The following is a 13366-nucleotide window of genomic DNA, read 5'->3' as shown; positions in this document are numbered from 1 at the left end:
CTTGTCACATGTAAAAAAAGCGTATCTTACCAGATACGCTTTTTCACTTGAAGTAATTGGCGGTAAAGTTACTTAATTCATCATTTAGATTGATTAAGTAAATTTACATTCGCCATAACTAAACTGTATGAAAACAGTGATTAGTTTACTGCGTCTTTAAGCGCTTTACCGGCTTTAAAAGCAGGAATATTTGCAGCAGCAATTTGAATAGCTTCACCAGTTTGTGGGTTACGACCTGCACGTGCAGCACGCTCACGTACTGAGAAAGTACCAAAGCCAACAAGTGCAACTGAGTCACCATCTTTTAGCGCACCAGATACAGATTCGATGAATGAATCTAGAGCACGACCTGCAGCCGCTTTAGAAATGTCAGCATCAGCTGCGATTTGATCGATCAATTGAGATTTATTCACAATATCATCCTCTTTCATTGTTATTATCAAGAGCGATGGTTTTTTAAACTAACATCACTTTTTTGAAAATTTTAGAGCAAACTAATTATGCTCACATGATTATATTTTTCTTAAGCCTAGGCCCCGTAAGGGCTAGGCTTGAAAACCAGTGCTTAACTTATCATATCGTTTAGATTTGAAAAGCCCTAAAAAGCACTTTTTTCGGTTTTTTACTGTTTTTTTGGTGTTTCGACTGAAAAACTCTCAACCGGATGCACTAAAGCCAGTTTTAAAACTTCGTCAATCCATGTAACTGGGTGAATATCTAAGCCCGCCAGCACATTGTCTGGGATCTCTTTTAAATCACGTTCATTAATTTTTGGAATGATGACTGTTTTAATCCCACCACGATGCGCCGCGAGTAATTTTTCTTTTAAACCACCAATTGGTAATACTTCACCACGTAGTGTAATTTCGCCGGTCATTGCAACATCCGCACGTACAGGGTTGCCCGTTAAACTAGACACTAAACCAGTCACCATAGCAGCACCTGCGCTCGGACCATCTTTAGGTGTTGCACCTTCAGGCACATGCACGTGAATATCACGTTTTTCGTAAAAGTCGCTATTAATACGAAATGTATCTGCACGATTACGCACGACCGTCATGGCCGCCTGAATCGACTCTTGCATTACATCGCCCAGTGAACCTGTATAAGTAAGCTTACCTTTACCTGGTACCGCTGCGCATTCAATAGTAAGTAAGTCACCGCCTACTTCAGTCCACGCAAGACCAGTTACTTGGCCAATACGATCGCCATCTTCCGCTTTACCGTAATCGAAACGCTGTACACCTAAAAAGTCTTCTAGATTATCTTGATTGATAGTCACGGTTTTAGTGTCTTTTTCAATTAAGATATTTTTAACCGCTTTACGACATAGTTTTGAAATTTCACGCTCAAGATTACGTACACCCGCTTCACGCGTGTAGTAGCGAATAATGCCAATAATTGCACTATCAGCAATCTCAATCTCATGCTCTTTCAGGCCATTACGTTTCACTTGTTTAGTAATTAAGTGCTCTTTTGCGATGTTTAGTTTTTCATCTTCGGTGTAACCCGATAAACGAATAACTTCCATACGGTCCAGTAATGGACCAGGAATGTTAAAGCTGTTTGATGTCGCTACAAACATAACGTCAGATAAATCGTAATCTACTTCAAGGTAATGATCGGCAAAATGGCTGTTTTGTTCAGGATCAAGCACTTCTAATAGCGCTGATGCTGGGTCGCCACGCATGTCTGATGACATTTTATCGATTTCATCTAGCAAGAATAATGGATTTTTAACACCCACTTTAGTCATGTTTTGAATTAACTTACCTGGCATTGAACCAATATAAGTACGGCGATGGCCACGAATTTCAGCTTCATCACGCACACCGCCTAGCGCCATACGGATATATTTACGACCTGTAGAGCGTGCGATAGATTGCCCAAGTGATGTTTTACCCACACCCGGAGGGCCAACTAAACATAAGATTGGACCTTTTAGTTGATTAGTACGCTGTTGCACCGCAAGGTACTCCAGAATACGTTCTTTAACTTTATCAAGGCCATGATGATCACTATCAAGAATTTTTTGCGCGCCTGCTAAGTCTTTTTTAACTTTAGAGCGCTTTTTCCACGGCACATTAATTAATGTATCTATGTATGAACGCACTACGGTCGCTTCTGCTGACATTGGCGACATCATTTTAAGTTTATTAAGCTCTGTGGTCGCTTTATCTTGTGCTTCTGTTGGCATACCAGACTCTTCAATGCGCTTTTTAAGTGCTTCAAATTCATCCGGTACATCATCAAGCTCACCCAGCTCTTTTTGGATGGCTTTCATTTGCTCATTTAGATAATACTCACGCTGAGATTTTTCCATCTGCTTTTTAACGCGAGTACGAATCTTTTTCTCAACTTGCAGTAAGTCTATCTCGCCTTCCATAAGCGCCATTAAATATTCAAGACGCTCTGTAACGCTTGAAATTTCTAGCACTTTTTGCTTTTCAGGTACCTTTAATGGCATATGAGCAGCCATTGTATCGGCTAGCCGCGCAGGATCATCAATACCTGAAACTGACGTTAGTACTTCTGGTGGGATTTTTTTATTTAGCTTTACATAGCCTTCAAATTGGCTAATTGCGCTGCGAATAAATACATCTTGCTCTTGCTCATCAATTAAGTCAGATTCAATAAATTGAGCATTAGCAACAAAAAAGTCTTCGCTATCAACGAAGTCTTCAATTTGTGCACGTTGCGTCCCTTCTACTAAAACTTTAACGGTGCCGTCTGGTAACTTTAATAACTGAAGTACAGTAGCAATAGTACCAATACGATAAATATCATCTTGTTCTGGCTCATCTACAGTTGCATCTTTTTGTGCAACTAAGAAAATTTGTTTATCTTTGTCCATTGCCGCTTCAAGGCATTTTATTGATTTTTCACGGCCTACAAAAAGCGGGATCACCATGTGTGGATACACCACAACATCGCGCAGTGCTAGCACTGGGATTTCGACTCGGTCGGTTCTCTCAAGCGTCATTATAATTTCTCTTCGCACTTCATTTATTTTAAAGATTACTCAAGTATATGGGGATAACCTAATTAAAGTTCAACAATTTTCCCATACTCGATTAAATTAATTATAAAAAAAGGAGCCTAAGGCTCCTTTTTTCATTCAAATAGCTTAAAAACTATTCTGATGCAGCTTTATCTTGTTTATTATTTTCATAAATCAAGATTGGGTCAGATTCACCTTTAATAACGGTTTCATCAATAACCACTTTACTTACATCATCCATTGAAGGAAGCTCGTACATTGTATCAAGCAATACACCTTCAACGATTGAACGAAGACCACGCGCACCTGTTTTACGCTCCATTGCTTTGTGGGCAATTGCAGCTAAGGCATCATCGCGGAACTCAAGTTCAACGTCTTCCATGCCAAACAACACTGAAAACTGTTTAGTAATCGCGTTTTTAGGCTCACTCAAGATTTGTACAAGTGCTGCTTCATCAAGCTCAGTTAACGTTGCAACTACTGGCAAACGGCCTATAAATTCAGGGATTAAGCCGTATTTAACTAAATCTTCTGGTTCTACGTCTTTAAATGTTTCACTTAAAGAACGACTCGCCGCAGATTCTTTTACGCTAACGCCAAAACCGATACCGGTATTTTTATGGCTACGTTGCTCAATTACTTTATCTAGGCCTGAAAATGCACCACCACAAATAAACAAGATTTTAGATGTATCTACTTGTAAAAACTCTTGTTGTGGATGTTTACGACCACCTTGCGGTGGAACTGAGGCAATTGTACCTTCGATCAGTTTAAGTAGCGCCTGTTGAACGCCCTCACCCGATACGTCACGCGTAATTGATGGGTTATCTGACTTACGAGAAATCTTGTCAATTTCATCGATGTATACAATACCACGTTGGGCTTTTTCAACATCGTAATCGCACTTTTGTAAAAGCTTTTGAATGATGTTTTCAACATCTTCACCTACATAACCCGCTTCGGTTAATGTAGTGGCATCGGCCATAGTAAACGGCACATCAAGTAGACGCGCTAACGTTTCTGCAAGTAATGTTTTACCACTACCAGTTGGACCGATAAGCAAAATATTACTTTTACTTAATTCAATATCTTGCTTAGTCGATTGATTGCGCAGTCGTTTATAGTGGTTATAAACCGCAACAGACAATACTTTTTTAGCATGATCTTGACCAATAACATAATCGTCTAAGTGTTTACGAATTTCTTTTGGTACAGGTAGTTTATCAGACGTGTCATGCTTAGGAGCAATGTCTTTAATTTCTTCCCTGATAATATCGTTACACAACTCTACACATTCATCACAAACGTATACTGATGGGCCTGCAATTAATTTACGTACTTCATGCTGGCTTTTGCCGCAAAAAGAGCAGTATAACAATTTATTACTTTTGTCGCCGTCTGTAGGAGTGTCAGACATTCAGCTACCTCATTTTATTACGTTGGCCACCAAAACTGTTGGTGGCTATTTCAATACGCTTTAACTATACCAAAATTTATTGGTTTTCGCATAGTAACTCTAAGTGGTAAGCAGATAACCTGCTCACCAAGCGCTTACTTTTTATCGCGATTTGTAAACACTGAATCAACCAAGCCGTAATCTACAGCCTGCGAAGCACTCATAAAGTTATCACGATCAGTATCTTTGGAAATCACATCTAACGGTTGGCCTGTATGCTCAGCCATTAAGCGATTTAGCTTGTCTTTAATAGACAGAATTTCTTTCGCATGAATTTCAAAGTCAGATGCTTGACCTTGGAAACCACCTAATGGTTGGTGAATCATCACGCGTGAGTTAGGTAGGCAAAAACGCTTACCTTTCGCACCAGCAGTAAGTAAAAAAGCACCCATGCTTGCAGCCTGACCTACACATATTGTACTTACATCAGGTTTGATGAAGTTCATAGTGTCATATATAGCCATACCTGCAGTTACTGAGCCACCTGGTGAGTTGATGTATAAAAAGATATCTTTATCAGGGTTTTCTGATTCTAAAAATAGCATTTGCGCTAAAATCAGATTTGCCATGTTGTCTTCAACTTGACCTGTTAAAAAGATAATACGCTCTTTTAATAATCTCGAATAAATATCATACGAGCGCTCGCCTTTAGGTGTTTGTTCAACAACCATAGGGACCAATGCATTTAGGGGATCTGTAATACCAGTATTCATACTTATTTAATTCCTTATGCGCTTATACTTATCCTTACTATAAGAAAAGCATAATTATCGTTTTTCGCAAATTAAAGGCCAAAAACTAAAATGGCCCGGGCACGCTGTATAAACAGAGTAGCACGAGCCATTTAATCGTTAGCGAGAGCTTAAGTCAATGACTTATTAAGCACCTTGCTGTGGATTCATGATGTCATCAAATGCTTTTTCAACGTCAGTTACAACTGCTTTAGCTAAAATAGCTTCAACAGCTTGCTCTTCCATTGCTACATTACGCATTTGCTGCATAAGTTGATCATTTGCTTTGTAGTATTCTACTACTTCAGTTGGATCTTCGTATGCAGAAGCAACTGTTGCGATTAATGCTTCAACTTTAGCATCATCAACTTTAATCTCGTTAGCTTTGATCACTTCACCTAATAAAAGGCCAGTTTTAACACGTGTTACAGCTTGCTCATGGAACAATTCAGCTGGAAGCTCAGGCATATTTTTAGCATCACCACCAAAACGTTGAGCCGCTTGCTGACGTAGTGCATCAACTTCTTGATCAACAAGCGCTTTAGGCACTTCAATTTCGTTGTTAGCTAAAAGACCTTTGATTGCTTGGTCTTTAACACTTGCTTTAACCGCTTGGTCTAGCTCACGTGTCATGTTCTTTTTAACTTCTTCTTTAAGCGCGTCTACGCCGCCTTCGGTAACACCGAATTTAGTTGCAAACTCTTCGCTTAATTCTGGTAATTCTTGCGCTTCAACTTTTTTCACTGTGATAGTGAATTGAGCCGCTTTACCTTTTAAATTTTCAGCGTGGTAATCATCAGGGAACGTTACATCAGCAACTACTTCTTCGCCTGCTTTTTTACCTACGATGTTATCTTCAAAACCTGGGATCATACGACCTTGACCAAGTTCTAATGGGAAGTCTTCAGCTTTGCCGCCTTCAAATACTTCACCGTCGATAGTACCTACGAAATCAACTGTTACACGGTCGTTTTCGCCAGCAGCTGCATCAACATCAGCCCACGCTGCATGTTGCTTACGAAGTGTTTCTAGCATGTTAGCTAAATCTTCGTCAGTTACTGTTACCGCTGGTTTCTCAACAGTAATCTTATCTAAACCTTGAACTTCAACTTCAGGGTAAACTTCAAACGTTGCTGAAAACTCTAAATCTTTACCTGCTTCAAGTGATTTAGGAGCGAATGTAGGCGCGCCAGCTGGATTGATTTTTTCAGAAACGATTGCTTCGTAAAAATTACGTTGCATTACTTCGCCAGCAACTTCTTGACGAACTGCAGGGCCAAAACGCTTGTTAATTACAGATACTGGAACTTTACCAGCACGGAAACCATCTATACGCTGTGTTTTTGACAGTTGTTGTAGGCGTTTTTTTACTTCGGTCTCAACGTTCTCTGAAGGAACGGTGATAGTTATACGGCGCTCAAGGCCTTGGGTCGTCTCAACAGAAACTTGCATGATTTACCTCAATATTCAATTTTGGCGATTGTTCGCCTTCCTTACAAACAAAGTGATCTGCATGAGTCTTGATAAAGTTTAAGCGGTTTTTCACACTTAAAAGCATCCGTCGCTACCATGAGATACCATTGCTGCTTTGCCCTTCGGGCACTATGTTAAACAATAGACGCGGCATTATAACCTAATATTTATGATAGTCGAGTATAGGGCGCAATTATTTGGACTAGATATGGGACTATAGAAGCTAACTGAATAAAAAACAGACTAACTAAGCGTTAGATGAAATGAAATACAAATTATTTAATATAATTATAGGTTAACGTGTATTGATTTATAATATTAGAGGATTTTATTTACTAATCTTACTAGATAAGAAATGGTCGGCGATGCAGGATTTGAACCTGCGACCCCTTGGACCCAAACCAAGTGCGCTACCAAACTGCGCTAATCGCCGACATTGAAGAATTAACTTCTTTTTCATACTGAACACTTAAACTGAGAGCTTAAGACCATTTTAAGAAATGGTCGGCGATGCAGGATTTGAACCTGCGACCCCTTGGACCCAAACCAAGTGCGCTACCAAACTGCGCTAATCGCCGATATTCGTTGTAAATGGGGTGACTGATGGGGCTCGAACCCACGACAACCGGAATCACAATCCGGGGCTCTACCAACTGAGCTACAATCACCGCTATATTTACATGTTTTCAAATGGTGCACCCAGAAGGATTCGAACCTTCGACCCACGCCTTAGAAGGGCGTTGCTCTATCCAGCTGAGCTATGGGCGCATCGAAAACTTCGTAGTTTACCAATAAGCTATTCGATTATAATAAATTATAAAAAAATGGTCGGCGATGCAGGATTTGAACCTGCGACCCCTTGGACCCAAACCAAGTGCGCTACCAAACTGCGCTAATCGCCGATACTTACTATTGTTTGCGAGTGACCTCGTTGACAACGGGGTGCATAATAGTGATTTGACGGGGTTAGGTCAAACGTTTTTTTTATTAAATCAATCAAGTGTTCATTTTTAGTGCACAATGGTTAAATATTATAATAGAAGACTGAATTTTAAACTATTTAACCACTCAAGTACTATATAACTTAAAAGCAACTTGGCGCTGCAATGCTTTTCTGCGAAAATAGTAGGCACATTATAAAACGAGTTAAATAAAGACTGTATTTTCTTTATTAGCATTTTTACCCCTATTTTATTATGCATTCGTTTTTAGAGTATCGGTATCTAGTTAATTAACCCCAATTAAAGGTCACCCATGACGGCAAACATCATTGATGGTAAGGCAATCGCAAAACAAGTACGTAGCGCTGTAGCAGAACGCGTAAGTGAGCGTGTAGCAAATGGTTTACGTGCACCAGGACTTGCAGTAGTACTTGTAGGACTTGATCCAGCAAGCCAAGTTTACGTTGGTTCAAAACGTAAAGCCTGTGAAGAAGTAGGTTTTATTTCTAAATCATTTGATTTACCTGCGGACACACAAGAGCAAACTCTTTTAGATTTAATTGACGAGCTAAATAATGATGCCGAAGTTGATGGAATTTTAGTGCAGTTACCACTGCCCAAAGGTCTTGATGCTGAAAAGATTTTAGAACGTATTACCCCGCATAAAGATGTTGATGGATTTCATCCATATAACATTGGCCGATTAGCACAACGTATGCCTGCTCTTCGCCCATGTACGCCAAAAGGTATTATTACATTACTTGATTCTACGGGCGTACGTTATAAAGGTATGCATGCAGTTGTCGTTGGCGCATCAAATATTGTGGGTCGTCCAATGTCGTTAGAGCTTTTATTAGCCGGTTGTACAACCACAGTATGCCATAAGTTTACTCAAGACTTAGAAACGCATGTTCGCCGCGCTGACTTATTAGTTGTGGCTGTCGGTAAACCTGAATTTATACCTGGAGATTGGATAAAAGAAGGCGCTATAGTCATCGATGTAGGCATTAACCGTTTAGATACGGGTAAATTAGTCGGTGATGTTCAATACAGTGTGGCTGAACAAAAAGCGCATTTTATTACACCTGTACCAGGTGGCGTTGGCCCGATGACGGTCGCAAGCTTAATTGAAAACACACTTGAAGCGTGTGAGAAATATCACAGCTAAGCTGTTAAAAAATCAAAAAAGGGTTGCCATTTGGCAACCCTTTTTTAGTTGAACGTGAATTACTTTAAACGCTTACGCTTTACGCCACGTTGTTTTACCGGCTGAATCTTCAAGTATTACACCTAACGCATTAAGTGCATCACGAGCTTCATCAGCAGCAGCCCAATCTTTACTAGTACGCGCTTCATTACGTTTTACAATTAATGCTTCAATTGTCGCCACTTCGTCATCATCTTGCCCGCCTTGTAAAAAGGCTTCCGGTGCTTGTTGAGCAACACCCAAAACGTTACCAATACTGCGTAATATAAACGCAAGTTGCCCAGCTTGAACTACGTCACTTTCTTTTACGCGGTTTAACTCTTTAGCAAGTTCGAACAACACAGGTAATGCTTCTGGTGTATTAAAGTCGTCATCCATCGCTTTTCTAAATTTAGCAACAAACTCATTACCTTCTAAATCGCACTCTACCGGTTCGACATCACGAAGCGCTGTATAAATACGTTCAAGTGATGAACGCGCTTGGTCTAAATTTTCTTGCGAGTAATTTAATTGGCTACGGTAATGACCTGAAATTAAAAAGTAACGAACAGATTCAGCATCGTATGCTTTTAAAACTTCACGCACTGTAAAGAAATTATCTAACGACTTAGACATTTTTTCTTTATTTACTTGTACCATGCCAGTATGTATCCATGTATTTACATACTTGCCGTTGTTTGCACAGCACGACTGGGCAATTTCGTTTTCATGATGTGGAAACTGTAAATCAGACCCCCCACCGTGAATATCAAAATGCTCACCTAAATGCTTTGAGCTCATTGCCGAACATTCAATATGCCAACCAGGACGCCCTTCTCCCCACGGTGATGACCATGATGGTTCACCTGCTTTTGCTTTTTTCCATAACACAAAATCAAGTGGATCGTCTTTATCTTGCGCCACTTCAACGCGAGAACCTGATTGCAACATTGTTAAATCTTGCTGAGAAAGCGCGCCATATTGCTCAAACGTTGATACATCAAACAATACATCGCCATCAGCTGCGACATAGGCATGGCCTTTTTCAATCAAGCGCTTAACCATAACGATAATTTCATCCATATGGCTTGTAACTGTTGGTTCAATATCTGGGCGTAGCATATTTAGGCTATCAAAATCTTCATGCATCGCTTTAGTCATGCGAACAGTTAAGTCGTTTATTGACTCACCATTTTCGTTCGCACGTTTAATTATTTTATCGTCGATATCTGTAATGTTACGAACATATTTTAAATCGTAACCAATATGACGTAAGTAGCGCACAATAACGTCAAAACCAACAAAAGTACGCGCGTGTCCAATATGGCAGTAATCATAAATGGTGATACCACACACATACATGTCGATTTTTCCTTCGACCATCGGTTTAAATTGCTCTTTTTGTCGCGTGAGTGTGTTGTATATATTTACCATTTACTTTGAGTCCTTGACTATTTACTTGAACAGTTATGTTACCACTTGAAAAGCCCCTGCTCTAGCGCTTTATAACAAACCAAACATCTACTTTGTTAATCTTAGCCAACTACGATAAAATAGCGCCAATATTTAAACCGGATATAGGAAAACACATGGTTGTTCTACACACTAATTTTGGTGACATCACCATTAAAATGTTTGAGCAAGAAGCTCCAAACACAGTTAAAAACTTTTTAGAGTATGCAAATGCTGATTTTTTCAACGGCACTATCTTTCATCGTGTAATCGATGGTTTTATGGTTCAAGGCGGTGGTTTTGTTCCAGGTATGGAACAAAAAGAAGTAAACGACCCAATTCAGAATGAAGCTAATAATGGCCTGTCTAATAAAGTAGGCACTTTAGCTATGGCACGTACACCTGATCCTCATTCAGCTACAGCACAGTTTTTCATTAACGTGAACAACAACGACTTTTTAAACCACAGCAGCGAAACATCGCAAGGTTGGGGTTATTGTGTTTTTGCTGAAGTTGTAGAGGGCATGGACGTAGTCAATAAGATTAAAGCAGTTGCAACAGGTAGTACTGGTTTTCACCAAGACGTACCTCTTGAAGATGTGATCATCGAAAGCGTTACTGTTAGCTAATAGTACGTTTACCCACGTAATGTGGAGTACCAGCGGGCATTTACGCAATGTGTATACGCCCGCTTTATTTATATCGAAAAGATTGATCTATGACTCACCAAACTTACTTTATTGCAGATTTACATCTAAGCGAAAACCGCCCCGACATTAGCGCTGCATTTTTTGACTTTTTAAATACACATATACTAAATAAAAATGTAGATGCACTTTATATTTTAGGTGATTTTTTTGAAGTTTGGGTCGGGGATGACTACATTACTGCACTGAGTGCCGATGTAGCAAAGCACCTTAAAGCAGTCAGTGATAGTGGCACTCCGGTGTATTTCATTCATGGCAATCGTGACTTCATTATGCGCAAGCAATATGCAGACATGGCCGGTATGACATTACTTGCTGAACAAACGGTCATTGATTTATATGGTACGCCAACAGTCATTTTACATGGCGACGAAATGTGCACTCAAGATACTGAGTATCAAAACTTTAGAAAAAAGAGCCGTGGTTGGTGGTGGCCAAAACTAATGCTTGCAATGCCGCTTTGGTATCGTAAAAAAATAGCGCGCAACGCCCGCGAAAAAAGTAAGTTAAGTCAAGCTGATAAACCTATCGAAATTTTAGACGTTGTCGATGACGCTGTACTTGCAACCTTTGCCAAACATAACGTTACTAATATGATTCATGGTCATACTCACCGCCCTAATGTTCATACATATAAAATTAATGAACAAACACTTACTCGCACAGTGCTAGGTGACTGGTATACCCAAGGTTCTTATTTAGTGGTCACCCCTAAATCACAAGAGTTAATCAACACGCCTTTCGCATAATTTCGAATTCTGACTACTCTTGTTCAGTAAAGTTTAATAAAAGTGAGGGGCTAAATGATAAAGCTGATAATTTTCATCCTAGTGACTGTTATTCCAACAAAGGCATTATGCGAGCAAACATGGCAAATTGTTACTGAGAACTTTCCCCCATACTTTAGTAATGACTTACCTAAAAACGGCTGGCTCTATGAGATAACCCGCGCGGCCCTTATAACACAAGGTATTAATAGTAAAATAGAATTTACCACATGGGATCGCGCTTTAAAATTATTAGAAAAAAAGAGAAAAACAGCTATTTTAGGCGCTTTTTATTCTGCAAAGCGGAATGAGGTTTTTTATTATTCTCGTCCACTTGCACGTGCCCACACTGGAATTTTTAAACGAAAAGAAAGTACAATTAATTTTGATGGCACCACTCAATCATTAGTACCTTATAGTATTGGTAAAGAAGATAGCGCTTTTATAAGCCAAGAATTCACTAGAAACACCGAATTGGCAATCACGTCCACTAAAAGCCTCCCTACTAGCTTATACTTACTGCAACAAGGGCGTATTGATCTGGTCGCAGGCACTAAAGAGGTTGGCAAGTATTGGCTTGAGTACAGTACAGAAGTTAATTTAGATAAGAATAAAATTGAGTACTTGTTACCCGATCTTGCTACTCACAAGTTATATTTAGTTATTTCTCAATCAAACTATAGAGCTAAAGAATATTTACAAAAGTTTAATAGGGGGATTGATGCAATAGTAGAAAACGGAAGTATTGCTGATATTATGAAAAAACATAATTTCAGCAATGAAAAAATTACTGAATACATTAATTTTTTAAAAGAAAATTAACTAGTTTGACACTGTAGGTACGCCACTATGAAACTTAAAGTCAGTGTCAGTTGTAGAAATTAGTTCTTTTTCTTTTTCACCAAAAAAGTTCACGCGTTCGGTAATATCAAAATCAGCTATTTCTTGCGCTAAAGTTAAATAATCTTGGTAATGACGCGCTTCTGAGCGTAATAACGAAATATAAAAATCACCCAAACGTTTATCAACATGTGGCGCAAGCTTTGCAAAACGCTCACACGAACGTGCCTCAATATAAGCGCCTACTATTAGCTTATCGACTAATGCATCAGGCTCGAATGTTTTAACATGACGAAGCATACCTTTTGCATAACGACACGGTGTAATGCTTTGATACTCTACACCGTACTCGTCCATAATTTCGAACACTTGATAAAAGTGATGCAGCTCTTCTTTTATTAATAAAACCATTTTATCGATTAGGCCTTGCCCGTATTGTGAGCTAGATTTAGGTATTATTGATTTAGTGAGTTTATTTTTAGCCGCCAGATCGCGCCAGTTACCTTCACGCTTATAAATAAGTGCTTCAAATGGCTTTAGCCATTCAAGTAAGGCATCACTTCCCTCTTTATCAACAGCATATTTACGTATTAAAAACATCGCACTTTGAGCCGCTTTTAATTCACAAATTAAGTGATCTATTAAAATGACTGATAGGTTTTCTTTTTTAATTGCTTGCTCCACCCATTGCTCTGGGGTGGTACACAATAAAAAGTTATTAATCGGCTCTAAAAGTTGGCTGTGTGGCACGTTGACTGCTCATTACTAAATAAATTTGATAGACCATTATTTTAACACGAAATTTTGCTTGG

11 protein-coding genes and 5 tRNA genes are annotated in these 13366 nt (G+C 39.3%); 4 read left to right on the top strand and 12 right to left on the bottom strand.

Annotated elements, in window-relative coordinates; translation table 11 throughout:
* Positions 1–140 precede the first annotated feature (140 nt).
* From AOR04_RS05120 to AOR04_RS05075, 10 genes are all read right to left on the bottom strand, one after another.
* Positions 141–431 carry an HU family DNA-binding protein gene (locus AOR04_RS05120; protein WP_157847577.1) on the bottom strand — a complete coding sequence of 97 codons (291 nt, stop codon included), beginning with the start codon at positions 429–431 and terminating at the stop codon, positions 141–143.
* A gap of 191 nt (positions 432–622) precedes the next feature.
* On the bottom strand, positions 623–2983 hold the full coding sequence (gene lon / locus AOR04_RS05115; protein WP_096792696.1) for an endopeptidase La: 2361 nt from the start codon (positions 2981–2983) through the stop codon (positions 623–625).
* 151 nt (positions 2984–3134) lie between these two features.
* The gene (clpX, locus tag AOR04_RS05110) at positions 3135–4418 is read right to left on the bottom strand and encodes an ATP-dependent protease ATP-binding subunit ClpX (RefSeq protein WP_007376843.1); all 1284 of its coding nucleotides are present in this window, start codon (positions 4416–4418) and stop codon (positions 3135–3137) included.
* A gap of 134 nt (positions 4419–4552) precedes the next feature.
* Complete coding sequence (gene clpP, locus AOR04_RS05105) at positions 4553–5170, bottom strand: ATP-dependent Clp endopeptidase proteolytic subunit ClpP (RefSeq protein ID WP_007376844.1); 618 nt, start codon at positions 5168–5170, stop codon at positions 4553–4555.
* 165 nt (positions 5171–5335) lie between these two features.
* Entirely contained in the window at positions 5336–6640 is a 1305-nt protein-coding gene (gene tig, locus AOR04_RS05100; protein WP_007376845.1) for a trigger factor, read from the bottom strand.
* Positions 6641–7017: 377 nt separating this feature from the next.
* Positions 7018–7094: transfer RNA gene (locus AOR04_RS05095), tRNA-Pro, on the bottom strand.
* Between the two features lie 68 nt (positions 7095–7162).
* Positions 7163–7239: transfer RNA gene (locus tag AOR04_RS05090), tRNA-Pro, on the bottom strand.
* A 14-nt stretch (positions 7240–7253) separates the two neighbouring features.
* Positions 7254–7329 (bottom strand) — tRNA-His (locus AOR04_RS05085).
* Between the two features lie 23 nt (positions 7330–7352).
* Positions 7353–7429 (bottom strand) — tRNA-Arg (locus AOR04_RS05080).
* 57 nt (positions 7430–7486) lie between these two features.
* A tRNA-Pro gene (locus AOR04_RS05075) sits at positions 7487–7563 on the bottom strand.
* 352 nt (positions 7564–7915) lie between these two features.
* Between AOR04_RS05075 and folD the strand changes: the two genes are divergently transcribed.
* The gene (folD, locus tag AOR04_RS05070) at positions 7916–8770 is read left to right on the top strand and encodes a bifunctional methylenetetrahydrofolate dehydrogenase/methenyltetrahydrofolate cyclohydrolase FolD (protein ID WP_002958348.1); all 855 of its coding nucleotides are present in this window, start codon (positions 7916–7918) and stop codon (positions 8768–8770) included.
* 72 nt (positions 8771–8842) lie between these two features.
* On the opposite strand, the gene cysS is transcribed toward folD, so the two are convergent.
* On the bottom strand, positions 8843–10222 hold the full coding sequence (gene cysS / locus AOR04_RS05065; RefSeq protein WP_096792695.1) for a cysteine--tRNA ligase: 1380 nt from the start codon (positions 10220–10222) through the stop codon (positions 8843–8845).
* Positions 10223–10377: 155 nt separating this feature from the next.
* Between cysS and AOR04_RS05060 the strand changes: the two genes are divergently transcribed.
* The 3 genes from AOR04_RS05060 to AOR04_RS05050 all read left to right on the top strand — a co-directional run bounded on the left by AOR04_RS05060 (position 10378) and on the right by AOR04_RS05050 (position 12536).
* Positions 10378–10869: a peptidylprolyl isomerase gene (locus AOR04_RS05060; protein ID WP_096792694.1), complete on the top strand. Its 492-nt coding sequence runs from the start codon at positions 10378–10380 to the stop codon at positions 10867–10869.
* Between the two features lie 89 nt (positions 10870–10958).
* Entirely contained in the window at positions 10959–11696 is a 738-nt protein-coding gene (locus AOR04_RS05055; protein WP_096792693.1) for a UDP-2,3-diacylglucosamine diphosphatase, read from the top strand.
* Positions 11697–11750: 54 nt separating this feature from the next.
* Positions 11751–12536 (top strand): substrate-binding periplasmic protein, encoded by a 786-nt coding sequence (locus tag AOR04_RS05050; protein WP_096792692.1) that lies wholly within the window; start codon positions 11751–11753, stop codon positions 12534–12536.
* On the opposite strand, the gene miaE is transcribed toward AOR04_RS05050, so the two are convergent.
* Positions 12537–13304, bottom strand: a complete 768-nt coding sequence (miaE, locus tag AOR04_RS05045; protein WP_096792691.1) for a tRNA isopentenyl-2-thiomethyl-A-37 hydroxylase MiaE — start codon at positions 13302–13304, stop codon at positions 12537–12539. It abuts the gene before it with no gap.
* Positions 13305–13366 lie beyond the last annotated feature (62 nt).

It is taken from the genome of Pseudoalteromonas sp. 1_2015MBL_MicDiv (genome assembly GCF_002407505.1).
GTDB classification, from domain to species: Bacteria; Pseudomonadota; Gammaproteobacteria; order Enterobacterales; family Alteromonadaceae; genus Pseudoalteromonas; species Pseudoalteromonas fuliginea.
Note: the sequence above shows the minus strand (reverse complement) of the source record. Positions and strands in the feature narration are given on the sequence as shown.